Here is a 22,284-nt window from a genome sequence, read left to right on the forward strand (position 1 = left end):
CGGTCGGTTCACCCGACCGCGGCGGTCCGCCCGAGAACCGCTCCGGTGTACGCCGACACGACGCCCTTGCCGCAGCGTGAGCCGAGGAGGCTCAGCCCTTGACCGCTCCGGAGGTGAGGCCGGAGACGATGTAGCGCTGGAGCAGTTGGAACACCAGCACCGTGGGGATCGCGGTGAGCAGCGTGCCCGCCGCGAACATCCCGAAGTTGTTGTTGCGTTCACCGGCCACCAGGCCGTACATGCCGACGGCGAGGGTCTTCGACTCGGTGTCGGTGAGGAACACGTTGGCGATGATGAACTCGTTGATCGACCCGATGAACGCGAGCAGGCCGGTCACCGCCAGGATCGGCGCCACCAGCGGCAGCATGATCCGGAAGAACACCTGCACGTGCGAGGCGCCGTCCATGGTCGCCGACTCGTCCAGTTCCTTCGGCAGCGTGTCGAAGAAACCCTTCATCAGCCAGGTGTTGGCCCCCAGCGCGCCACCCATGTAGAGCAGGAACAGGCCCCACGGGGTGTTGAAGCCGATGCCCGGATAGAGATCGGTGATCGTGGTGAAGATCAGGAAGATCGCCACGATGGCCAGGAACTGCGGGAACATCTGGATCAGCAGCAGCGTGAGCAGGCCGACCCGCCGCCCGGCGAACCGCATCCGGGAGAACGCGTACGCGGCAAGCGCCGACAGGAAGATCGACGCGAAACTGGCCACGCCCGCCAGCAGCAGCGAGTTGAGGAACCAGTGGCCGAACGCGGTCCGGTCGAACAGGTTGGTGAAGTTCTCCAGCGACGCCCCGGTCGGCAGCAGCTCGGTGGAGGAGAGCGTGCCGAGCGGGTTGAGCGCCGCGGAGATCACGAACATGATCGGGAAGAGGCTGAACAGCACCGCCAGCACCCCGACCAGATGCCGCCAGCCCACCTGCGCGAACCACCTGTTGCGCGACCGACGGGCGGCCGGCGTTTCCGCGATGCCTGTCACGAGTACACCTCCTCCTGCTTGCGGGTGCGCCGGAAGCTGATCGCCGACACCGTCGCCACGATCGCGAAGATGAAGATCGAGACGGTGGCGGCCAGGCCGTACTCCGCGCCCTGCGCGCCGAACGCCAGCCGATAGGTGTACGTGATCAGCAGGTCGGTGGCGCCGTTACGCGGGTTGTCCGGCGCGAACGGCCCGCCCTCGGTGGTGAACAGGATCGCGTTGACGTTGTTGAAGTTGAACGCGAACGACGCGATCAGCAGCGGCGAGAGCGCCACCAGCAGCAGCGGCAGGGTGACCGCCCGGAACGACTGCCAGGGGCTGGCGCCGTCGACCGAGGTGGCCTCGGTCAGCTCCCGCGGGATGGCCTGGAGCGCGCCGGTGGCCACCAGGAACATGTACGGATAGCCGAGCCAGAGCTGCACCAGCAGCACCGCGATCCGCGCCGACCAGGTGCCGCCGAACCAGTCGACGTCCAGCCCGAACAGGTTGTTCAGCAGGCCGAAGTCCGTGTTGAACATGTCCCGCCAGACCAGCAGCATCGCGAACGACGGCATGGCGTACGGGAGGATCAGCAGCACCCGGTAGACGTTGGTGCCCCGCATCCGGTGCGAGTGCAGCGCGAGCGCGATGGCCATGCCGAGCAGGAACGTGAGGCCGGTGGAGCCGATCGCGAACGCGAAGTTCCAGGCCAGCGTGCCGAAGAACGGCCCGGAGATGTTCGGGTCGGTGAGCACCGCGCCGAAGTTCTCCAACCCGACGTTCACCTTCCAGCCCTGGGTGAGCCGTTCCCCGTCGGCGGCGACGAAGGAGCCGACCTTCTCGTCGGCGGTCCACGTCCGGCCGCTCTCGCTGTCGGTGACGCAGTCGCAGCCCGCGTCGTACGCCCGGGCCGCCTTGCCCTCGTAGGCCCGGGTGAGGCCGTTGGAGCGGATGGCGCCGGCGTCGGTGGGCACGATCAGCGCGGTGACGGCGTCGCTGCGGCTGCTGGCCTGCCCGATGTTCAGCACGGTGTAGCCGTCGGCCGCGGTGATCCTGCCGCTGAGGCTGCTGACGGTGACCGCGCCGGCGTCGAGCGGACGCAGCCCGCCCGCGTCGCCGGCGAAGACCTCCTTGCTCTTCGGGTCACTGAGCAGGAAGACCAGGGCGCCGGTCGCCGGGTCGCCCTTCGTGGCGATGGTGAGGGCGTACTCGGTCGAGCCGGGAACCTGTTTCACCGAGGACGTCTGGATGGCGACCACCGCGTCGGCCTTGCTGCCCCGGTGGCCGTCACCGTAGTTCGTGAACGCGGTGCTCGCGGTGAACAGCACCGGGAGGATCTGGAAGGCGACGAGGAAGAGCGTGCCGGGGACCAGATACTTGGCCGGGATGTGTCGGCGGCCCAGGTAGAGGTAGAACAGCGCGACGGTGGTGGCGACCAGGGCGGCCAGCCCGATCCAGTGCTCGGCCTCGACGAGCGGGAACGCCGCCCAGATCGCGATCCCGGCCACCAGGCCGAGCAGGACCACCTTGACGACGAGGCCGGTCGCGGTGATCGGCGCGTGGTTCCGCGCGGTACGGGACGTGCCCGGGGCGGGCTCCCGGCCCGGGGTCCGCCTGGACCCCGGGCCGGACAGCGGCGCGCTCATTACTTGATCTGACCCTGGATGGTCTTGCCGGCGGCCGTGATCGTCCTGGCCGGGTCGGCGCCACCGATGACGGCGGCCTCGGCCTTGCCGAACGGGTCCCAGATCGCGGCCATGGCCGGGATCGCCGGGAGCACCTGGCCGTTCCTGCCGGCCTCGGAGAACTTGGCCAGGTCCGCGTCCTCGCCCTTGACCTGGTCGAAGGCGGCGGTCAGCGCCGGCGGGCGCGGCTCGGCCCGGTACAGCGCGACGGCCAGCTCGGGCTTGGTCACGTAGTTGGTGACGAACTCCTGGGCCAGGGCCTTGTTCTTGCCCTTGGCGGCGACGTAGAACGCCTGGACGCCCACGAACGGCTGGGCCTCCTTGCCGCCGGCGAAGCCGGGGACCGGGGAGATGTCGTACTTGATGCCGGCCTTCTTGGCGTCGGCGACGGCCCACGGGCCGGAGACCAGGAAGGCGCACTTCTTGCCGGTGAAGGTGGAGATCGAGTTCTCCGGGGTGATGGACCGCTTCAGCGCGCCCTCGCCCTTCTCGCCGAGCTTCGCGATCTTCTGGAACGCGGCGATCGACTCCGGCTTGCCCACGCCCAGGTCCGTCGGGTCGTAGTCGCCGTTGGCGGCGGTGCCGAACAGGTAGCCGCCGGCCGAGGAGTACAGCGGGTAGATGTGGTACGCGTCGCCGTTCTGGCCGGACTGGAGGCAGAGGATCTCGCTCGCCTTCTTCTGCGCCTTGAGCTTCTTGCCGGCGGCCACCAGGTCCTCGATGGTCTTCGGCGCCTCGGGGGCCAGCTCGGTGTTGCGGATCAGCGCGACGTTCTCGGTGGCGTAGGGCACGCCGTAGAGCTGACCGTTGAACGTGACGGCCTTGATCGCGGTCTCGTTGAAGCCGCTCTTCTGCTCGGCCGGGAGCTGGACCGGGTCGATGGCGCCGTTCTGGACCAGGTTGCCGATCCAGTCGTGCGCGCCGACCACGACGTCCGGGCCGCTGCCCTGCTGGGAGGCGGTGACGAAGTTGGTCTGCAGGTCCTTGGAGACGGCCTGGACCTCGACGGTGACGCCGTTCTCCGTGCCGAACTCCTCGGCGAACGGCTTGAGGGCGGCGGTGCGCTTGTCGTCGGCCCAGATGACCAGCTTGCCGCCGGTCGCCTTGCTGGCGGACTGCTCGGCGGCCGGTTTGTCGCTGCCGCTGTCACCACAGCCGGACGCGGCGAGCGCCAGGCCGAGGGCGGCGACCACACCCGCGGTACGGATGCGCATCGGTACTCCTGTCGTCATGGCGGCACGCCGGGGGAAGGGCTACCGCCAGTGGAAGATCTCTGAAAGTTCTTGCTGACCGGCGCGGGGATGCCGCGCCGCCGGTCTCGCATGTTGCGGGGACGTTAGCAAGAGGTTGCATGGAATGGAAGGGCTTGCAGAGACGTACGCAAGACTTTGCCGTTGAGCTACAGTGCGGCCATGCGCGCTCGACTGTCCGACATCGCCCAACAGGCCGAAGTCAGCGAGGCCACGGTGTCGCGGGTGCTCAACGACCGCCCCGGAGTGGCCCCGGAGACCCGGCAGGCCGTCCTCACCGCCCTCGACGTGCTCGGCTACGAGCGCCCGGCCCGGCTGCGCAAGCGCAGCGCCGGGCTGGTCGGCCTGGTCGTGCCCGAGTTGGACAACCCGATCTTCCCGGCGTTCGCCCAGATCATCGAGTCCGCCCTCGCCCCCACCGGCTACACGCCGGTGCTGTGCACGCAGACCCCCGGCGGCGTCCGCGAGGACGAGTACGTGGAGATGCTGCTGGACCGTCAGGTCTCCGGCATCGTCTTCGTCTCCGGCCTGCACGCCGACACCGCCGCGGACCACGACCGGTACCGCACGCTGATCGCCCGGCCGCTGCCGATCGTCATGATCAACGGATACGCGCCGGGCATCCCCGCGCCCTTCGTCTCCTGCGACGACCGGGAGTCCGCCGAGCTGGCCGTCGCCCACCTGGTCGCGCTGGGGCACCGACGGATCGGCCTGATCACCGGCCCGGACCGGTTCGTCCCGGTGCAGCGCAAGGTCGCCGGCTACAAGGCCGCGATGCGGCGCCTCACCGACATCTCCGACGACGACCTGACCGAGCTGACCGAGCTGTCCCTGTTCGGTGTGGAGGGTGGCGAGGCCGCCGCCGGCCGGCTCATCGAGCGCGGGGTGACCGGCCTGGTCTGCGGCTCGGACCTGATGGCGCTCGGCGCGATCCGGGCGGCCCGCCAGCGCGACCTCTCCGTCCCCGGGGACATCTCGGTGGTCGGGTACGACGACTCACCGCTGATGGCCTTCACCGACCCGCCGTTGACCACCGTGCGCCAGCCGGTCGCGGCCATGGCGGTGGCGGCCGTGCGGGCCCTGGTCGACGAGATCAACGGCCACCCCGCCCCGAACTCGGAATACCTGTTCCGCCCCGAGCTCGTGGTACGCGGCTCCACCGCCGTGGCCCGCCCCACCACCTCCCCCAGGCACCAGCGCCCGACCTCACCCACCCTGGCCATACCCGCCTGACCCCCCACCCCCACCCCGGCGCCCGGCGTCGGTGATCATGAAGTTAGCGGCGACATTTCGGACGGTGGTCGCCGCCAACTTCATGATCACGCGGCGGATGGCGTGGGGTGCGGGGTGGCGGGGTGTCTCGGGATGCGGGACTCGCGCCGAGGGTTAACGCGTCGGCCGGGAGGTGATCGGAGTCATTTCTTGCGCAAGGAATGCTTGACTCTTGCAGCGTAGGCGCGGCATTCTGCTCAGACACGCCACCACAGAACGGGAACCGCCGCCGATGACCTCCGCCCCCGCACCCACGCCGCTGACCTCCGACGACGACTGGTGGCGCACCGCGGTCGTCTACCAGGTCTACGTCCGCAGCTTCGCCGACGCGAACTCCGACGGCGTCGGTGATCTCCAGGGCATCCGGCACCGCCTGCCCTACCTGCGGGACCTGGGCGTGGACGCGCTCTGGCTCACCCCCTTCTACACCTCGCCGCAGGTCGACGCCGGCTACGACGTGGCCGACTACCGCGACGTGGACCCGCTCTTCGGCAACCTGACCGACTTCGACGAGATGATCACCGACGCCCACGCCCTGGGCCTGCGGATCATCGCCGACCTGGTGCCCAACCACACCTCGAGCGCGCACCCGTGGTTCACCGCGGCGCTCGCCGCCGGCCCGGGCTCGCCGGAACGCGAGCGCTACCTGTTCGCCGACGGCAAGGGCGAGCGGGGCGAGCTTCCCCCGAACGACTGGGAGAGCATCTTCGGCGGCCCGGCCTGGACCCGCGTGGCCGGCGGGCAGTGGTACCTGCACCTGTTCGACCCGGCCCAGCCCGACCTGAACTGGCGTCACCCCGAGGTGCGGGCCGAGTTCGAGGACATCCTGCGGTTCTGGCTCGACCGCGGGGTGGACGGCTTCCGGATCGACGTGGCCCACGGGATGATCAAGGCCGAGGGCCTGCCGGACGTCGGCTTCAGCTCGATGACCACTGGCCGGCGCCAGTCGGAGCTGCTCGGCAAGGGCCGGCTCCCCTACTTCGACCAGGACGAGGTGCACGACATCTACCGCTCCTGGCGGCCGATCCTGGACAGCTACCCGGGCGGCCGGATGGCGGTCGCCGAGGCGTGGGCCGAGACGCCGCAGCGGCTGGCCCGCTACATCGGCCCGGACGAACTGCACCAGGCGTTCAGCTTCGACTTCCTCGACGCCACCTGGTCGGCCGACTCGTTCCGCAAGGTGATCGACACGGCGCTCGCCGAGTCGACGATCGTCGGCGCGCCGACCACCTGGGTGCTCTCCAACCACGACCGGCAACGCCACGTCACCCGGTACGGCGACGGCGAGGTCGGCCTGCGCCGCGCCCGGGCCGCCGCGCTGCTGATGTTCGCGCTGCCCGGCTGCGCCTACGTCTACCAGGGCGAGGAACTGGGCCTGCCGGAGGTGCTGGACATCCCCGACGAGCTGCGTCAGGACCCGGCGTTCCGGCGCACCGGCGAGAGCCGGGACGGCTGCCGGGTGCCGATGCCGTGGAGCGGCGAGCTGGCCCCGTACGGCTTCGGGCCGGACGGCAGCGAGCTGAGCTGGCTGCCGGCCCCGGCGACCTGGCGGGCCCTCTCGGTGGCCGCCCAGACCCACGTGGCCGGCTCGACGCTTGAGCTCTACCGGGCGGCGTTGCGGATCCGGGGTGCGCACCCGGCGCTGGCCGACCTGGGCGGCGTCACCTGGCTGGAGACCGAGCCCGGGGTGCTGGCGTTCCGCCGCGCCGCCGGCGGCACCGACCTGACCTGTGTGGTCAACCTCAGCGGCGCCGACGTGACGGTCGCCGGCCACGGCCGGCCGCTCGTCGCCAGCGCCGACCTCACCGAGCGGGGCGACGGGCACGTCCTGCCGGTGGACGCGGCTGCGTGGTTCGAACGGCGTTGAGCCGGGTAACCCGCCATCGACCTGGCCGTCCGTTGTGCCCCGCGCCGACGGGCGGCTGGGCTGCCGACCCCTTGTGGTGGGGGGTGAGGTGGCGCCGGCCCCCGGGAGTCCGCTCCCGGGGGCCGGTGTCCATGCTCGACCGTGTCCGAGGTCAGCCGCCCTTGGCGGTGAGCAGCGCGGCGATCCGGGCGAACCCGGCCCGGACCTCGTCGGAGTCGGGCGGGTTCGCCGGCTGCGGCTCCGGCTGACGCTCGGCGGCCAACTCCAACTCGTCGTCGATGACGTCCTCGAAGTCGCCGTAGAGATCCGCCTGGTCGATCTCGGCGGCCTCGTCCGCGGCGGCGATCTGGGCGGCGGCGATCTCGCCGCGGATCTCCTCCGGCGTCAGCGCCGGCAGCAGCGGCTCCACCACCGCCATCAACTGTTCCTCGGCCACCACCGCCTCGGCCAGCGCCAACGCGTGCGGACGCTCGTACGGCCCGCAGACCACCGGCTCCCACTCGTCCTCGGCGGCGAGCGGGCCGAACGTGATGATCCACGGCAGGCCCAGCATCGGCGAGTCGTCCGGCAGGTCCAGTGTCACGAGTGCGCCCACGCGCCCATCATCGTCGTTCCGCGCCCACGCGGGGAGCGCAATCCCCCGACTCTCCCCGCTCAGGCGACCGCGCCCGGCCGCGCGGTGCTCATCCCCCGCCACCCGGGGTGCCCGGATCGGTCTCCTCGTCGAGCACGTCCGCCTCCACGTCCACCTCCCGCGCTCCGCCCTCGGCCAGGTCGACCACCCGGCCGTACCGACTGGTGGCGGCGAGCGCCGCGCCGAAGAGCACCAGTTGGTTGAGCAGGTAGAGGTAGAGCAGCAGGCCCACGGCGGTCGCCACCACCGTGTACGCCGGGTTCCGCTCGGTGCGCACCACGTAATAGCGCCCCACGGTGTTGAGCAGGGTGATCCCGACCGCGACCATCAGCACCGCCGGACGTAACCGCCGCCGGCTCATCCGCAGCCGGGGCACGGCCAGCAGCAGCGCGGCGGCGAGCACGGCGTTGACGAGCACGCTCAGCGCCGCGCTGACCGTGGTCAGGCCGACCGAACCGGTGCTGCGCAGCAGGAAACGCAGCAGCGACTCCAGCGCGTCGACGGCGGCGACCGAGACGAAGAGCAGCACGAAGACCGCGACAAGCACACCCAGATCGACCAGGCGGCGCACCACGATGTTGCCGGGTTGCTGGTTGAAGCCGTACATCAGCCGCTGCGAGGAGCGGATCGCCTCCACCCACCCGATCCCGGTGAAAACCAGGATGACCAGGCCGACCACGCCCACCGTGCCGCTGCTCTCGGAGATCTGCGCCGGGTCGAGGAAGGGCAGGTTCTCCCGGAGGAAATCGGCCGCCGCGCGGCTGACGTCCTCGTTGTCCCGCAGCACCGCGCCGAAGATCCAGTACGCGACGAGCGCGAGCGCGAACACGGCGAAGAAGCCGTAGTAGGCGATGGCGGCGGCGAGCCGACCGGCGAGCAGGTCGGCGTAGAGCGTCCCGGCCTGCCAGAGGTGGTCGAAGACCGGTGAGCGACCGCGGGCCGCGTCGATCCGGCGCCCCGCCGCCGCCTCGATCCGGCCGAAGACGTTCACCCCGTCATCCTCGCCGATCACCGCCCCCGGCGGAGGAGGCCCGGCCGGTCGGGTGTTCAGCGCCCGCCGCCGAGCCGGAAGTCGCGGCGGGGCTGCCACCGGGTCGCCCCGCTGTGCGAGAAGAGCGTGAACGCCTCCACCTCGAACAGCGCGGAGAAGTCGGCCAGGTCCTCGTACGCCTTGTCGAGCACCTCGGGCGGCACGTCCTGGGCCACCGTCACGTGCGGGTGGTAGGGGAAACGCGTCTCGCGGCGCAGCTCGGGGGCCGAGTTGATGGCGGAGGCGAGCAGTTCGCACTCGCTGATCCCGGCGGCCACCGTCACGAAGACCACCTGGGTGACCGGCCGGAACGTGCCGGTGCCGCGCAGGTGCAGGGTGAACGGCAGGTGGGCGGCGGCCACCCGGGCCAGGTGTTCCTCGACCGGGGGCAGCGCGCGTACCGGTATCTCGGTGGGCCCGAGCAGGGTGACGTGGGCCGGGACGGCCTGCGGGTCGCCGGCCTCCACCCGGCGGCGGGTGAGCAGCCCGCCCCACGGCTCGGGGATGTCGACCGCGATCCCGATCTGGATCGTGTCCTCGCTGTTGGGCGCCGCGTCACTGCCCGCCACGTCGCGTACCCTCCCTCCGGCCACCGCCTGCGTCACCGTCTCCGCTCCACCCCGGGCCGCTACGCGAACCGCACCGGCGGGAAGAAGCCGACCCGCTCGTACGCGGTGCGTAGCGTGTCGGCCGCCACCGCCCGGGCCTTCTCCGCGCCCTGCGCGAGCAGCTTGTCCAGCTGGGCCGGGTCGTCCAGGTAGCCGTTGGTGCGCTCCTGGACCGGGGTGACGAACTCCCGCACCACCTCGGCGAGGTCCTTCTTGAGGTCGCCGTAGCCCCTGCCGTCGTACGCCGCGACCAGGTCGTCCATGCTGCGGCCGGAGAGCGCGGAGTAGATGGTGAGCAGGTTGGAGACACCGGGCTTCCCGACCGCGTCGAAGACGATCTCGCGACCGGTGTCGGTGACCGCCGAGCGGATTTTCTTGGCCGACCGCGCCGGGTCCTCCAGCAGGTCGATGATGCCGGCCGGGGAGGAGGACGACTTCGACATCTTGGCCGTCGGGTCCTGCAAGTCAGTGATCTTGGCGGTGTCCTTCACGATGTGCGGCGCCGGCACCGTGAACGTCTGACCGAACAGCGAGTTGAACCGCTGCGCCAGGTCCCGGGAGAGCTCCAGGTGCTGGCGCTGGTCCTCGCCGACCGGCACCGCGTGCGCCTGGTAGAGCAGGATGTCGGCGGCCTGGAGGATCGGGTACGTGAACAGGCCGACACTTGCCCGCTCGCTGCCCTGCTTCTGCGACTTGTCCTTGAACTGGGTCATCCGGCTGGCCTCGCCGAACCCGGTGATGCAGCCGAGCACCCAGGTCAGCTGCGGGTGCTCGGGCACCTGCGACTGGACGAACAGCGTGCTGCGTTCCGGGTCGAGGCCCAGCGCGAAGAGCTGCGCGGCGGCCACCCGGCTGCGCCGCTTCAGCACCTCGGGGTCGTGCCCGGCGGTGATCGCGTGCAGGTCCACCACGCAGTAGAACGCGTCGTGGCTGTCCTGCAACGCCACCCAGTGCCGCAGCGCGCCCAGATAGTTGCCGAGGTGGAACGAGTCGGCGGTCGGCTGGATGCCGGAGAAGACGCGTGGGCGGACGGGTACGTCGGACATGGCGGCAATTCTGTCAGCAAGCCCCGGGATCCGTCATGACGGGCCGGCGGGTCGGACGGGTACGGGCGGGAGCGGGCCGCTGACCTCGCGTCGGGGCTCGGGCAGCCGCAGCGTGGAGACCGCCAGGCGGGACACCCGCCGACCGTCGAGCGCCAGCACCCGCAGCAGAAAGCCCTCCGGATCGGTGACGTCCGATCCGCCCGTCGGGTCGACCGCCACCGGCACCTCGTCGCCGGTCACCGGCAGCCGGCCCAGCGCGGCCATCACGTACCCGCCGACCGTCTCGTACGGGCCGGCGGGCAGCGGCACGCCGGTGCGCTCGGCGAAGTCGACCAGGTTGAGCCGGCCGTCGACCACGGCGGGCAGACCCGCGGGCTCCGTCCCGGGCGGGGCGTGACCCTCGTCGTAGATCTCCCCGACCAACTCCTCGACCAGGTCCTCGCAGGTGACGATGCCGGCGGTGCCGCCGTACTCGTCGACCACCACGGCCAGGTGGTGCCCCTCCCGGCGCATCTCGGTGAGCGCGGCGAGCACCCGTTTGCTGCCCGGCAGCCGTTTCACCTCGCGGATCAGCTCACCGACGGCGACCGTGCCGGCCGGCTCCGGGTGCAGCAACACGTCCCGCAGGTGCACCAGGCCGATGACATCGTCAGGGGTGCCGTCCACCACCGGGTAGCGGGTGTGCGGGTCGTCCCGGACCAGCCGCTGCGCCTGCGCCATGGAGTGCCCGGCGGAGAGGAAGACGACCTCGGTGCGAGGCACCATCACCTCGCGTACCAGCCGCGCGCCGGCCGCCAGCACCTCGTCGATGATCCGCCGCTCGTCCGGGTCGAGCACGGTGTTCGCCGCGACCAGGTCGCGCAGCTCGGCCTCGCTGATCCGTTCCCGCCCGGCGGTCGGACTCGCCCCGAGCAGGCCGGTGACCAGGCGGGTGGCGCCGTCGGCGGCCCGCACCACCAGGCGGGCCACGGCCCGGGCCAGCGGACCGGGTTCGCGTCGGGGCCGCCCCGGCGGTCGTCGCCGGGGCCCGGGACCACCCGCTTCCCGCATGACAAGCATGGTAGACATCGACCGCCGACGACCCGCCCCGATGTTCGGATCTGTTCGGCCCTGATGGTTTGTGGTGGAATGAAGTGACGCGCACTCGACCGCCGTCCCAGGCGTCCCGGCCGTAGGGTGATCACGGACGGCCGACACGGACGCGGCCAGGCAGGAGGACCCGACGTGAAACTGCTCGTCACCGGCGGCGCCGGCTACATCGGCAGCGTGGTGACCCGGATGCTGCTCGACCACGGCCACCAGGTGACGGTGCTGGACGACCTGCGCACCGGCCACCGCGAGGCGCTCGCCCCCGAGGCGACCCACGTCGACCTGCCCGTGCACGAGGCCGCCCGGGTGCTCACCCCCGACGCCGGGTTCGACGGCGTGCTCCACTTCGCCGCCCTGATCGCCGCCGGTGAGTCGATGATCCACCCGGAGCTCTACTGGGACACCAACACCGTCGGCTCGCTCGCCCTGCTCGACGCGGTCCGCGCCGCCCGGGTCCCGCGGATGGTCTTCTCCTCCACCGCCGCCGTCTACGGCAACCCCACCGAGCTGCCCATCCCGGAAACCGCTGTCAAAGCCCCCACCAACACCTACGGGGCGACGAAGCTGGCCGTCGACATGGCGCTCACCTCCGAGGCGATCGCGCACGAGCTGGGTGCCGTCTCGCTGCGCTACTTCAACGTCGCCGGGGCCTACCTGCGCGACGGGCAGGCCATCGGCGAACGGCACGACCCGGAGACGCACCTCATCCCGATCGCGCTCGACGTGGCCGCCGGCCGGCGCGAGAAGCTCCAACTCTTCGGCGACGACTACCCCACCGTCGACGGCACCTGCGTCCGCGACTACATCCACGTCGAGGACCTGGCCCGCGCCCACCTGCTCGCGCTCGACGCGGCCACGCCGGGCCGCCACCGGATCTACAACCTGGGCAACGGCAACGGCTTCACCAACCGCCAGGTCGTCGACGTGGTCCGCGAGATCACCGGGCACCCGCTGCCGGTCGAGGTGGCGCCGCGCCGCGAGGGCGACCCCGCCGAACTGGTCGCCTCGTCCGCGCTGGCCCGCGACGAGCTGGGCTGGGTGCCGGCGAAGCCGACCCTCCAGGACATGGTCGGCGACGCCTGGGCGTTCTACCGCGAACACATCGCGGGCGCACGCCCATGAGCGGCGACGTCGCCGTCCGCGCCACCGCCGGCTTCCGGCAGCGGTACGCCAGCGAGCCGGCCGGCCGCTGGGCGGCTCCCGGGCGGGTCAACCTGATCGGCGAGCACACCGACTACAACGACGGCTTCGTACTGCCCTTCGCGCTTCCGCTGCGTACCGTCGTCGCCGCGGCACCCGGCCCGGACGGGCGCTGGACGGTCTGGTCGGAGCTGGACGACGAGCCGGTGGAGTTCGACGCCGAGGCGGCCGACGAGCCCGGCCGGGTCGAGGGCTGGGCCGCCTACGTGGCCGGCGTGGTCTGGGCGCTGCGCGCCGCCGGCCTCGACGTACCGGGCGCGCGGCTCGCCGTCGCCTCCGACGTTCCGGTCGGCTCCGGGCTCTCCTCGTCGGCCGCCATCGAGTCGGCGGTGCTGGCCGCCCTGGTCGACCTCGGCGGGCTGGACCTGCCCGCCGAGCGGTGGCCCCGGCTCGCCCAGCGCGCCGAGAACGACTACGTCGGCGCGCCGACCGGGATCATGGACCAGTCCGCGGTCATCCGGGGCCGGGAGGGGCACGCCCTCTTCCTCGACTGCCGCACCGAGGAGATCGAGCAGATCCCGTTCGACCTGGACGCCGCCGGGCTGGCCGTGCTTGTCGTCGACTCGCGCGCGCCGCACCGGCACGCCGACGGGGAGTACGCCGCCCGGCGGAAGAGCTGCGAACGAGCCGCCGCGACACTCGGAGTGGCCGCCCTGCGCGACGTGCCCACCGCCGACCTCGACGCGGCGCTGGCCCGCCTCGACGACGACGAGACCCGTCGCCGGGTCCGGCACGTGGTCACCGAGAACCAGCGGGTGCTCGACACCGTCGCGTTGCTCCGCGCCGACCGGGTCCGCGAGGCCGGGCCGCTGCTGACCGCCTCCCACGCTTCGATGCGCGACGACTTCGAGATCACCGTCCCGGAGATCGACGTCGCGGTCGAGGCGGCGCTGCACGCCGGGGCGTACGGCGCGCGGATGACCGGCGGCGGTTTCGGCGGCTGCGTGCTCGCCCTGGTCGACGCGGACGCCGCCGACACGGTGGCCACCGCCGTCCGGACCGCGTACGCCGAGCGCGGCTTCCCCGCCCCCGGCACCCTGACCGTCCTCCCCGCCGGCGGCGTCACCCGGTTGTAAGGCGGGGGCCCTTCTTAACACCCGTGTGTTAAGAAGGGCCCCCGCCTATCAAAAAACCTCAGCCGCCTTCGACGATCATGCCGGCGGCGACGGTGCGGTTGGTGGTTTCGTCGATGATGATGAAGCCGCCGGTGGTGCGGTTGCGGCGGTATTCGTCGGCGAGTAACGGAACGGTGGTGCGGAGTCGGATCCGGCCGATTTCGTTGAGTTTCAGGTCGGTGGCGGTTTCGTCGCGGTGCAGGGAGTTGATGTCGAGGCGGTAGTGCAGGTCGCGGACGATCGCCCGTGCGGTGCGGGTGGTGTGTTTGATGGCGTATCTGCCGCCGACGTGGAGGGGGCGGGTTTCGTCCATCCAGCAGATCATCGCTTCGATGTCCTGGGCGACCATGGGGGCGTTGTTGGGTCGGCAGATCATGTCGCCGCGGGAGATGTCGATCTCGTCGGTGAGGCGGACGGTGACTGACATCGGGGGGAACGCCTCGTCGACGGGGCCGTCGGCGGTTTCGACGGCGGTGATGCGGCTGGTGAACCCGGACGGCAGGACCATCACCTCGTCGCCGGGTTTGAGGACGCCGGAGGCGACCTGACCGGCGTAGCCGCGGTAGTCGGTGACGGTGGTGGACTGCGGGCGGATCACGTACTGCACCGGGAAGCGGACGTCGACGAGGTTGCGGTCGGAGGCGATGTGGACGTGTTCCAGGTGGTGCAGCAGCGACGGCCCTTCGTACCAGGGCATGTTGTCGGAGCGGGTGGCGACGTTGTCGCCTTGCAGCGCCGACACCGGGATCACCGCGAGGTCGGGGGCGTCGAGTTTCGCGGCGAACGCGGTGAACTCGTCGGCGATCCGCTCGAACACCTCCTGCGACCAGTCGACCAGGTCCATCTTGTTGACACACAACACCAGGTGCGGCACCCGCAACAGCGAGCACAGGAACGCATGCCGCCGGGACTGCTCCACCAGACCCTTACGGGCGTCCACCAGGATCAACGCCAAATCCGCCGTCGACGCCCCGGTCACCATGTTCCGCGTGTACTGAATATGCCCCGGCGTGTCGGCGATGATGAACTTCCGCCGCGGCGTGGCGAAGTACCGGTACGCCACATCGATCGTGATGCCCTGCTCCCGCTCCGCCCGCAAGCCGTCGGTCAGCAACGCCAAATTCGTGTACTCGTCGCCCCGCGCCGCGCTGACCGCCTCCACCGCCGCCAACTGGTCACTGAACAACGACTTCGTGTCATACAACAACCGACCGATCAACGTCGACTTACCATCATCGACGCTCCCGGCGGTCGCGAACCGCAGCAGGTCCATCGGCCGCGCGGCGGTCTCACCGTCGGCCGGGGCCAGGGTGTCGACGCTCATCAGAAGTAGCCCTCTCGCTTGCGGTCCTCCATGGCGGCCTCACTGACCCGATCATCACCCCGGGTCGCACCCCGCTCGGTGATCCGCGTCGCGGCCACCTCCTCGATCACCTTCTCCACCGTGTCCGCGTCCGAGCGGACCGCCGCCGTGCAGGACGCGTCACCCACCGTCCGGTACCGCACCTGGGCGGTGAACGGCTGCTCACCGGCGCGGGCCCGGAAAAACTCGTTCACCGCGTAGAACATCCCATCCCGCTCGATGACCTCCCGCTCATGCGCGAAGTAGATCGACGGCAGCGGAATCCCCTCCCGGGCGATGTAGTGCCAGACGTCCAACTCCGTCCAGTTGGACAACGGGAACACCCGAATCGACTCACCCGGATGATGCCGCCCGTTGTACAACGACCACAACTCCGGACGCTGGTTCTTCGGATCCCACTGCCCGAACTCATCCCGGAAACTGAACACCCGCTCCTTCGCCCGCGCCTTCTCCTCATCCCGCCGGGCGCCACCGAAGAGCGCGTCGAACCGATGCTTCTCCACCGCGTCCAACAACACCGGCGTCTGGATCCGGTTCCGCGTACCGTCCGCCGCCTCACGGACCAGGCCCTTGGTCAACGCCTCCGGCACACTCGCCACGATCAACTGCAACCCCAACTCGGCCACCCGCTGGTCCCGGTAGTCGAGCACCTCGGGGAAGTTGTGCCCCGTGTCCACGTGCATCACCGGGAACGGGATGTTGGCCGGGGCGAACGCCTTCTGGGCCAACCGCAACATCACGATCGAGTCCTTACCACCGGAGAACAGCAACACCGGCCGCTCCATCTCCGCGACCACCTCACGCATCACGAAGATGCTCTCCGCCTCCAACTCGTCGAGCTGCGACACCTGGTACGCGGCGGGGGCCGTCATGACACGAACTCGATTCGCTCGGAACCGTACATCGGGAATCCAGACCTTTCCGGTCGGAGTCGTGAAGAAGAACGCTCAGGTTACCCGGAATGCCGCTGCAACGCTGCAAGCAACCGACTCGCGAGATCCTTGCGGCAGACCAGCAGATCCGGTAGGCGCGGGTCGGCCTCGTTGTATTTCAGCGCAGAACCGTCGATCCGGGAAGCATGCAGTCCGGTGGCCGTCGCCACAGCGACCGGAGCGGCGGAGTCCCACTCGTACTGGCCGCCCGCGTGGATGTACGCGTCGACCTCACCGGTGACCACGGCGGCGATCTTCGCGCCCGCCGAGCCCATCGGAACCAGATGAGCGCCGACGTCCTCTGCCAGATCGGTCAGGAAAACCGGCGGACGGCTACGACTGGCCGCCAACCGGATGGTCCGCACGCCGCCCGCCGACCTCGACTCCACGGGCATCGGCGGGTACGCAGGCGGGTAGTCCGTGCCCACCACCCGGTGCTGCGCCGGCAGGCCCACCGCGCCCGCCACCAGGCCGTGCGGCGTGGGCGCCCGCCGCGACCAGAGCGCCACGTGCACCGCCCAGTCCGCGCGCCCCTCCTCGGCGTACTCCCGGGTGCCGTCCAACGGATCGACGATCCACACCCGGTCCGCGGCCAGTCGGGCCGCCGCCTCGCCGCCCGCCCCGGCCACCCGCGAGCCCGCGTCCTCCTCCGACAGCACCGCGTCCGCCGGGCGCCACTTCGCCAACTCGGTCCGGATCAGGTCGTGCGAGACCTTGTCCCCGGCCGATCGCAACGCCTCCGCGTCCCCGAAGCCCACCTCCGCGCGCAGGTCCACCAACGCCTGCCCGGCCCGCGACGCCAGCCAGCGGGCGAACGCGCCGTCGATCACCGGAGGACTGCCCATGGTGTCACCGCTCCTCTCGCCGGCCTTCGCTCACCTCGCGCAGGCGCAGACTACCGGCCGGCTCCGGAGACGCCGGTCAGGCCCCGTGGTACAGGTTCTGCGTCGGCTCCACACCCTTGGTGACCACCGACTCCACCACGTCCGCCGCGCGATCCACCAGGAACTCCAGCTCCTTGCGCTCGGCCGAGGAAAAATCCGAGAGTACGAAGTCCGCCGGATCCTGCCGACCCGGCGGCCGCCCGACCCCGAAACGGACCCGCACGTAGTCCTTCGTGCCGAGGGACTTCGACATCGACCGCAGGCCGTTGTGGCCGCCCTCGCCCCCACCACACTTCACCCGCACCTGCCCGTACGGGATGTCCAGCTCGTCGTGCACCGCGATCACCCGGCCCGGCGGGATCTTGTGGAACTGGGCCAGGCCGGCGACCGGGCCACCGGAGAGGTTCATGTAGGTAAGCGGCTTCACCAGCACCAACTTCGGGCCGCCGAACCCCAGCCGCCCCTCGGCGGCCTCGGCCACCGCCCGCCGGTGCCGGCCGAACTTCGCGCCCACCCGGGCGGCCAACAGGTCGGCCACCATGAACCCGACGTTGTGCCTGTTGTTCGCGTACTCCCGACCGGGGTTTCCCAGGCCGACCACCAGCCACGGCCCCGCCTCGTCCGTCACCCCGACGCCCCTTCCCGCTCGCTACCCGCCCCGATACGCCGACAGGCGCCCCCGGACCCCCGGGGACGCCTGTCGCACAGCCTGCGGACCGGTCAGGCCCCGGTCTTCGCCTCGGCCGGAGCCTCTTCGCCCTCGGCGGCCGGAGCGCCCTCCGGAGCCTCGGCGGTCTCCTCGCCGGCGCCGGCCTCGGCCTCCTCGGTGGCCTCCTCGACCTCCGGGAGGGTGGCCTCAAGCTGCTCGGCGGTCGGGGCGGCGGTCACCGAGGCGACCGGCAGCTCCGCGTCCACGGCCAGCTCGACACCGGTCGGCAGCTCGACATCGCCGGCGGTGACCACGGTGCCCGCCTCGGCACCGTCGATCGACGCCTCCAGGTGGTCCGGCACCTTGGTCGCGTCGGCGGTCACCGACAGGGTGTCGTGGTCGTGCACGATCAGGGTGTCCCGCGCGGCCTCACCGGTCAGCTGGACCGGAACCTCGACGGTGACCTTCTCGCCCCGGCGGACCAGGAGCAGGTCCACGTGCTCGAAGGAGTCCCGGATCGGGTCACGCTGGATCGCCTTCGGCAACGCCAGCACCTGGGTGCCGTCGCTGACCTCGATCGCGAAGAGCTGGTTCGCGCCGCCCTTGCGGATCGCCGCGGCGAACTCCCGCGCCGGCAACGCGATGTGCGTGGGCTTCTCGCCGTGGCCGTACAGCACGGCTGGCACCTTGCCGGCCCGGCGGGTACGACGGGCACCACCCTTGCCGAACTCGGTGCGGGGCTCGGCGCTGATCTTTACCTCGGACACGGGGAAACTCCTGATGCTTCGCTGCGGCGGCTTGTCGTCTGGCGGTGCTGGGCGAGGGGCTCGCTGGGGCTCAAGGTCATGAACGACCGCCCGGAGCACCGCGTCGATGACGGCGCCTCCGCGCGGTGCTATTCAGCAGCCCGCCGGGCACCCTCGCCGTGGCAACCGGACCAGTCTACCCGAGCGGATTCCGGGCTCTCCGGCAGTCCCCGTATCACCGTCCCGTCCGGCGCGCCGGGCCACGGCCCGGCCGCCGGACGACACCGGCGGCCGAACCCGACGATCAGCTCAGACCACCGAAGAGGGTGGTCACCGAACCGTCGTCGAAGACCTCCCGGATCGCCCGGGCCAGCAGCGGGGCGATCGACAGCACAGTCAACTTGTCGAGCTGCTTCTCCGGCGGCAACGGCAGCGTGTTCGTCACCACGACCTCGCTGATCGGGCTGTTCTTCAACCGCTCGGTCGCCGGATCCGACAACAACGCGTGGGTCGACGCGACCACGATCTCCGCCGCCCCCGACTCCTTCAGGATGTCGGCCGCCTTGGAGATCGTGCCACCGGTGTCGATCATGTCGTCCACGATCAGGCACACCCGGCCCTCGACCTCACCGACCACGCGGTTCGCCACCACCTGGTTCGGCTTCATCGGGTCACGCGTCTTGTGGATGAACGCCAACGGGCAGCCACCCAGCCGGTCCGTCCAACGCTCGGCCACCCGCACCCGACCCGAGTCCGGCGCCACCACCGTCATCGGCCGACCCGCATAGCGGTGCTCGACGTACTCGGCCAGGATGTCCATCGCGAACAGGTGGTCCACCGGCCCGTCGAAGAAGCCCTGGATCTGCGCGGTGTGCAGGTCGACGGTGAGGATCCGGTTCGCGCCCGCGGTCTTCAACAGGTCGGCCACCAACCGCGCCGAGATCGGCTCCCGGCCGCGATGCTTCTTGTCCTGCCGGGAGTACGGGTAGAACGGCAACACCACGGTGATCCGCTTGGCCGAACCACGCTTCAGCGCGTCGACCATGATCAGGGTCTCCATGACCCAGGTGTTCACCCCGTGCGTCACGGACTGCACCACGAAGGCGTCCGACCCACGCACCGAGTCCTTGAACCGTACGAAGATCTCACCGTTGGCGAACTCGTACGCGTCGGTGGGCGTCGGCGCGACGCCGAGCACCTCACCGATCTCCTTGGCCAGCTCCGGAAAACCCCTCCCGGAAAAGAGCATCAGGCTCTTGCGGTTCTCGGCGACGATGCTGCCCATGGGCCCGTCTGCTCCCGTGTGTCGGTGGTGCCCGGCGGCGGTGGAGCCGGGGACTGTTCGGTTGCAGTATCCCCCGGGTTCACCGGTCCACCCACGGCCCGGCCGTCCCCGTGGATTCAGTCACCTTCGCTTGCCGCGCCGCCCGGCTCCGACGCACCCTCACCGGACCGACGCGCCGCCTCCGCAGCCGCCGAATCGGGCCGCTTGCGCAGTACCCAGCCCTCCACGTTGCGCTGCTGGCCCCGCGCCACCGCCATCGCGCCCGCCGGCACGTCCGCGACGATCACCGAGCCGGCCGCGGTGTACGCGCCGTCACCCACCCGCACCGGAGCCACGAACATGTTGTCCGCCCCGGTGCGCGCGTGACTGCCGATCGTGGTGTGGTGCTTGCGCACCCCGTCGTAGTTGACGAAGACCGTGGCCGCGCCGATGTTGCTGTGATCACCGATCGTCGCGTCCCCCACGTACGACAGGTGGGGCACCTTCGAACCCTCCCCGATCGACGCCTTCTTGGTCTCCACGAACGTGCCGACCTTCGCCTTGCGGGCCAGCCGCGACTCCGGCCGCAGGTACGCGTACGGCCCGACGCTCGCCTGCGGGCCGACCTCGGCGCCCACCGCGTGGCTGCGTACCACCCTCGCGTCCTCGCCCACCACGGTGTCGACAAGCGTGGTGTCCGGGCCCACGAGCGCGCCCGCGCCGACCACCGTGGCGCCCTGCAACTGGGTGTTCTGGTCGATCACGGCGTCCCGCTCCACGGTGACCGTCACGTCGATCCAGGTGGTGTGCGGGTCGAGAATGCTCACCCCGGTGCGCATCCAGCCCTCGTTGACCCGGTCGCGCAACAACTGGCGCAGCCCGGCCAGCTCCACCCGGTCGTTGCAGCCGAGCGTCTCCACGTGGTCGGGCGCGCAGTGCACCACCACCGGCTCGCCCGCGTCCCGGAGCAGGGCGAACACGTCGGTCAGGTATTCCTCGCCCTGATCGTTGTCGGTGGAGAGCTTGCCCAGCGCCTCCCGCAGCCGGGCCACGTCGAACGCGTAGATGCCCGCGTTGATCTCCCGCAGCGCGCGCTGCGCGGGCGTGGCGTCGCGCTCCTCGACGATCTGCTCGAACCGCCCGTGCGCGTCCCGCACGATCCGCCCCAGACCGGCCGGGTCCGGGACCTCGGCGGCCAGCACGGTCGCCGCCGCCGCGCCCCCCTCGTGCGCCTCGACCAGGGCCTCGACCGTCTCCGGACGCAGCAACGGCACGTCTCCGTTGATCACCACGACGGTGCCCGTCGCGTCCGGCGCCGCGTCCAACGCGATCCGGACCGCGTGCCCGGTGCCGAGCTGACGCTCCTGGAGCACCGGGACGGCCGTCGGGGCGACCTCGGCGAGGTGTGCCCGCACCTGGTCGGCGCCGTGGCCGACCACCACCATCGTGTGGTCCGCGCCCAACGGCCCGGCGGCGGCCAGCACGTGACCGAGCAGGGTACGGCCGAGAAGGGGGTGCAGCACCTTGGGCACGGACGACTTCATCCGCTTGCCCTCACCGGCGGCGAGCACGACAACGGTGCGGAGGTGGGGCTGGGGCACGACGTGGCTCCCGTCGGTATGGCGACAGTCTCGCGGTCATGCTAACCACGCGACTCGCCCCAATTCGCATCCGGCCGCACAAACGCCGTCCACCCGGGGTGAATTCGGCGAGTGAGCTGGGGTGCCTGGATTCGAACCAGGAGCTCAAGGCTCCAAAGGCCTGCGGGTTGCCGTTACCCCACACCCCATTGCCATGTCAAGACCTACGGACCAGCCTCCTCGGCTTCCCCGTCCGCGATCCGGAACAGCTCGGAGATCATACCTTCGATCCGCCAGTAGAGCGCACGGCTGCGCGGCACAGTGATCACGAGGCAGCCGTGATAGGTGTCTCCGGTGTTGCGCCGCATCGTTGTCGGGTTGTGCCGCTTCAGCGCGGTGCGGCGGAACCGTTCCAGTGGCAGCCGCAGCCGCTGCGCCCACCAATCGACGGCAGCCTCGGCATCAGCCGACTCATGGATGCTTACCCGGTAGGTCGGCACCGCCCGATCGACGCCGCAGACTTCGAGGAAGCGTAGGAACAACGCCAGCAGACCGGGGTCGGTGTTGACGAACTGCATCGTCACCGGTCGCCGCCACGGCTTGGACTTGGCCCCCTCGCACCAGTAGATCGCCGCGCCCAGCACCAGCAGGTCCCGTTCGCTGAGGCCACCCACCACACCGGCAGCTCTGGCCTGCTCGGCGGCCTGCGCCGCGTCCCGCGACTCCCGGTACGCGCTCCAGCGGGCCTCCGTCATCACCTTCGAGTGCGCGCGACGCCGCTCGGCCGTCGCCGCGTCCGGATCCAGCGGCAGGTGGCGCACCCACTGGTAGGCCGTCGACTTCGCCACCCCGAGCTGCTCCGCGATCTGGTTCACCGACCGGCCGCCCTTCCGCAGACGCACCGCCTCGGCGCGGTCGTCGTCCCGAGCGCGGGGTCGACGGGTCCATTCGGGAGGGGGAATTCCGCGCAGCATCGCGTAGACCCTGTCCCGACCGATGCCCAGCCGGGCCTGGATCTCCGCCACGGAGAGCTGTTCTTCGACGCGTAGACGGCGCGCCTCGATGGCAAGTGGATCGGTCACCACACGAAATTAGAACAGGTGTACGACAACGCA

Annotated in this window: 20 protein-coding genes and 1 tRNA gene; 4 read left to right on the forward strand and 17 right to left on the reverse strand. The window is 70.9% G+C overall.

What is annotated here, in order from left to right; genetic code table 11:
- Positions 1-91 precede the first annotated feature (91 nt).
- Genes O7602_RS24895 through O7602_RS24905 form a run of 3 tightly spaced genes read right to left on the reverse strand, consistent with a single transcriptional unit; the run spans position 92 to position 3,854 of the window.
- Complete coding sequence (locus tag O7602_RS24895; protein ID WP_281585032.1) at positions 92-976, reverse strand: sugar ABC transporter permease; 885 nt, start codon at positions 974-976, stop codon at positions 92-94.
- On the reverse strand, positions 973-2,601 hold the full coding sequence (locus tag O7602_RS24900) for an ABC transporter permease subunit (protein WP_281585033.1): 1,629 nt from the start codon (positions 2,599-2,601) through the stop codon (positions 973-975). Before O7602_RS24900 ends, O7602_RS24895 begins: the two co-directional genes overlap by 4 nt.
- Entirely contained in the window at positions 2,601-3,854 is a 1,254-nt protein-coding gene (locus O7602_RS24905; protein WP_281585034.1) for a maltose ABC transporter substrate-binding protein, read from the reverse strand. The genes O7602_RS24900 and O7602_RS24905 overlap by 1 nt, the downstream gene beginning before the upstream one ends.
- Before the next feature lie 198 nt (positions 3,855-4,052).
- Between O7602_RS24905 and O7602_RS24910 the strand changes: the two genes are divergently transcribed.
- Together O7602_RS24910 and O7602_RS24915 are read left to right on the forward strand one after the other, a co-directional pair.
- Positions 4,053-5,123: a LacI family DNA-binding transcriptional regulator gene (locus O7602_RS24910; RefSeq protein WP_281585035.1), complete on the forward strand. Its 1,071-nt coding sequence runs from the start codon at positions 4,053-4,055 to the stop codon at positions 5,121-5,123.
- A 271-nt stretch (positions 5,124-5,394) separates the two neighbouring features.
- A complete protein-coding gene (locus O7602_RS24915) occupies positions 5,395-7,029 on the forward strand; it encodes a glycoside hydrolase family 13 protein (RefSeq protein WP_281585036.1) in 1,635 nt (544 codons plus the stop codon).
- Positions 7,030-7,180: 151 nt separating this feature from the next.
- Here O7602_RS24915 and O7602_RS24920 read toward each other — a convergent pair whose 3' ends face one another.
- The 5 genes from O7602_RS24920 to O7602_RS24940 all read right to left on the reverse strand — a co-directional run bounded on the left by O7602_RS24920 (position 7,181) and on the right by O7602_RS24940 (position 11,397).
- On the reverse strand, positions 7,181-7,624 hold the full coding sequence (locus tag O7602_RS24920) for a hypothetical protein (protein WP_281585037.1): 444 nt from the start codon (positions 7,622-7,624) through the stop codon (positions 7,181-7,183).
- An 88-nt stretch (positions 7,625-7,712) separates the two neighbouring features.
- Positions 7,713-8,654, reverse strand: coding sequence for a YhjD/YihY/BrkB family envelope integrity protein (locus O7602_RS24925; protein ID WP_281585038.1), 942 nt, complete (start codon positions 8,652-8,654; stop codon positions 7,713-7,715).
- 56 nt (positions 8,655-8,710) lie between these two features.
- Positions 8,711-9,286, reverse strand: a complete 576-nt coding sequence (locus tag O7602_RS24930; protein ID WP_281590510.1) for a 2'-5' RNA ligase family protein — start codon at positions 9,284-9,286, stop codon at positions 8,711-8,713.
- Positions 9,287-9,321: 35 nt separating this feature from the next.
- Positions 9,322-10,347 carry a tryptophan--tRNA ligase gene (gene trpS, locus O7602_RS24935; RefSeq protein WP_281585039.1) on the reverse strand — a complete coding sequence of 342 codons (1,026 nt, stop codon included), beginning with the start codon at positions 10,345-10,347 and terminating at the stop codon, positions 9,322-9,324.
- A 33-nt stretch (positions 10,348-10,380) separates the two neighbouring features.
- The gene (locus O7602_RS24940; RefSeq protein WP_281585040.1) at positions 10,381-11,397 is read right to left on the reverse strand and encodes a hemolysin family protein; all 1,017 of its coding nucleotides are present in this window, start codon (positions 11,395-11,397) and stop codon (positions 10,381-10,383) included.
- Positions 11,398-11,625: 228 nt separating this feature from the next.
- On the opposite strand from O7602_RS24940, the gene galE reads away from it, so the two are divergent.
- Both galE and galK read left to right on the forward strand, forming a co-directional pair.
- Positions 11,626-12,558: a UDP-glucose 4-epimerase GalE gene (galE, locus tag O7602_RS24945; RefSeq protein WP_281590512.1), complete on the forward strand. Its 933-nt coding sequence runs from the start codon at positions 11,626-11,628 to the stop codon at positions 12,556-12,558.
- On the forward strand, positions 12,555-13,712 hold the full coding sequence (galK, locus tag O7602_RS24950) for a galactokinase (RefSeq protein ID WP_281585041.1): 1,158 nt from the start codon (positions 12,555-12,557) through the stop codon (positions 13,710-13,712). Before galE ends, galK begins: the two co-directional genes overlap by 4 nt.
- Positions 13,713-13,770: 58 nt before the next feature.
- Here the strand turns inward: galK and O7602_RS24955 are convergent, their stop codons facing one another.
- The 9 genes from O7602_RS24955 to O7602_RS24995 form a co-directional block, all read right to left on the reverse strand.
- Entirely contained in the window at positions 13,771-15,075 is a 1,305-nt protein-coding gene (locus tag O7602_RS24955; RefSeq protein WP_281585042.1) for a GTP-binding protein, read from the reverse strand.
- Entirely contained in the window at positions 15,075-15,986 is a 912-nt protein-coding gene (gene cysD, locus O7602_RS24960; RefSeq protein WP_281585043.1) for a sulfate adenylyltransferase subunit CysD, read from the reverse strand. Before cysD ends, O7602_RS24955 begins: the two co-directional genes overlap by 1 nt.
- Positions 15,987-16,066: 80 nt before the next feature.
- On the reverse strand, positions 16,067-16,891 hold the full coding sequence (locus O7602_RS24965) for an inositol monophosphatase family protein (RefSeq protein WP_281585044.1): 825 nt from the start codon (positions 16,889-16,891) through the stop codon (positions 16,067-16,069).
- Between the two features lie 76 nt (positions 16,892-16,967).
- Positions 16,968-17,558, reverse strand: coding sequence for an aminoacyl-tRNA hydrolase (gene pth, locus O7602_RS24970; RefSeq protein WP_281585045.1), 591 nt, complete (start codon positions 17,556-17,558; stop codon positions 16,968-16,970).
- Positions 17,559-17,650: 92 nt separating this feature from the next.
- Entirely contained in the window at positions 17,651-18,346 is a 696-nt protein-coding gene (locus tag O7602_RS24975) for a 50S ribosomal protein L25/general stress protein Ctc (RefSeq protein WP_281585046.1), read from the reverse strand.
- 283 nt (positions 18,347-18,629) lie between these two features.
- Positions 18,630-19,610 (reverse strand): ribose-phosphate diphosphokinase, encoded by a 981-nt coding sequence (locus tag O7602_RS24980; protein ID WP_281585047.1) that lies wholly within the window; start codon positions 19,608-19,610, stop codon positions 18,630-18,632.
- A gap of 116 nt (positions 19,611-19,726) precedes the next feature.
- Positions 19,727-21,133, reverse strand: coding sequence for a bifunctional UDP-N-acetylglucosamine diphosphorylase/glucosamine-1-phosphate N-acetyltransferase GlmU (gene glmU, locus O7602_RS24985; protein WP_281590514.1), 1,407 nt, complete (start codon positions 21,131-21,133; stop codon positions 19,727-19,729).
- A gap of 173 nt (positions 21,134-21,306) precedes the next feature.
- Positions 21,307-21,378, reverse strand: a tRNA-Gln gene (locus O7602_RS24990).
- 15 nt (positions 21,379-21,393) lie between these two features.
- A complete protein-coding gene (locus O7602_RS24995) occupies positions 21,394-22,251 on the reverse strand; it encodes a helix-turn-helix domain-containing protein (RefSeq protein WP_281585048.1) in 858 nt (285 codons plus the stop codon).
- Positions 22,252-22,284 lie beyond the last annotated feature (33 nt).

It is taken from the genome of Micromonospora sp. WMMD1128 (genome assembly GCF_027497235.1).
Lineage (GTDB): Bacteria > Actinomycetota > Actinomycetes > Mycobacteriales > Micromonosporaceae > Micromonospora.

What these genes read in the sequence shown, in the direction of transcription:
- O7602_RS24900 (WP_281585033.1), bottom strand. Translation starts at nt 2,601, where the DNA reads ATGAGCGCGCCGCTGTCCGGCCCGGGGTCCAGGCGGACCCCGGGCCGG.
- O7602_RS24905 (WP_281585034.1), bottom strand. Translation starts at nt 3,854, where the DNA reads ATGCGCATCCGTACCGCGGGTGTGGTCGCCGCCCTCGGCCTGGCGCTC.
- O7602_RS24910 (WP_281585035.1), top strand. Translation starts at nt 4,053, where the DNA reads ATGCGCGCTCGACTGTCCGACATCGCCCAACAGGCCGAAGTCAGCGAG.
- O7602_RS24915 (WP_281585036.1), top strand. Translation starts at nt 5,395, where the DNA reads ATGACCTCCGCCCCCGCACCCACGCCGCTGACCTCCGACGACGACTGG.
- trpS (WP_281585039.1), bottom strand. Translation starts at nt 10,347, where the DNA reads ATGTCCGACGTACCCGTCCGCCCACGCGTCTTCTCCGGCATCCAGCCG.
- O7602_RS24940 (WP_281585040.1), bottom strand. Translation starts at nt 11,397, where the DNA reads ATGCGGGAAGCGGGTGGTCCCGGGCCCCGGCGACGACCGCCGGGGCGG.
- galE (WP_281590512.1), top strand. Translation starts at nt 11,626, where the DNA reads ATGCTGCTCGACCACGGCCACCAGGTGACGGTGCTGGACGACCTGCGC.
- galK (WP_281585041.1), top strand. Translation starts at nt 12,555, where the DNA reads ATGAGCGGCGACGTCGCCGTCCGCGCCACCGCCGGCTTCCGGCAGCGG.
- O7602_RS24955 (WP_281585042.1), bottom strand. Translation starts at nt 15,075, where the DNA reads ATGAGCGTCGACACCCTGGCCCCGGCCGACGGTGAGACCGCCGCGCGG.
- cysD (WP_281585043.1), bottom strand. Translation starts at nt 15,986, where the DNA reads ATGACGGCCCCCGCCGCGTACCAGGTGTCGCAGCTCGACGAGTTGGAG.
- O7602_RS24965 (WP_281585044.1), bottom strand. Translation starts at nt 16,891, where the DNA reads ATGGGCAGTCCTCCGGTGATCGACGGCGCGTTCGCCCGCTGGCTGGCG.
- O7602_RS24980 (WP_281585047.1), bottom strand. Translation starts at nt 19,610, where the DNA reads ATGGGCAGCATCGTCGCCGAGAACCGCAAGAGCCTGATGCTCTTTTCC.
- glmU (WP_281590514.1), bottom strand. Translation starts at nt 21,133, where the DNA reads ATGAAGTCGTCCGTGCCCAAGGTGCTGCACCCCCTTCTCGGCCGTACC.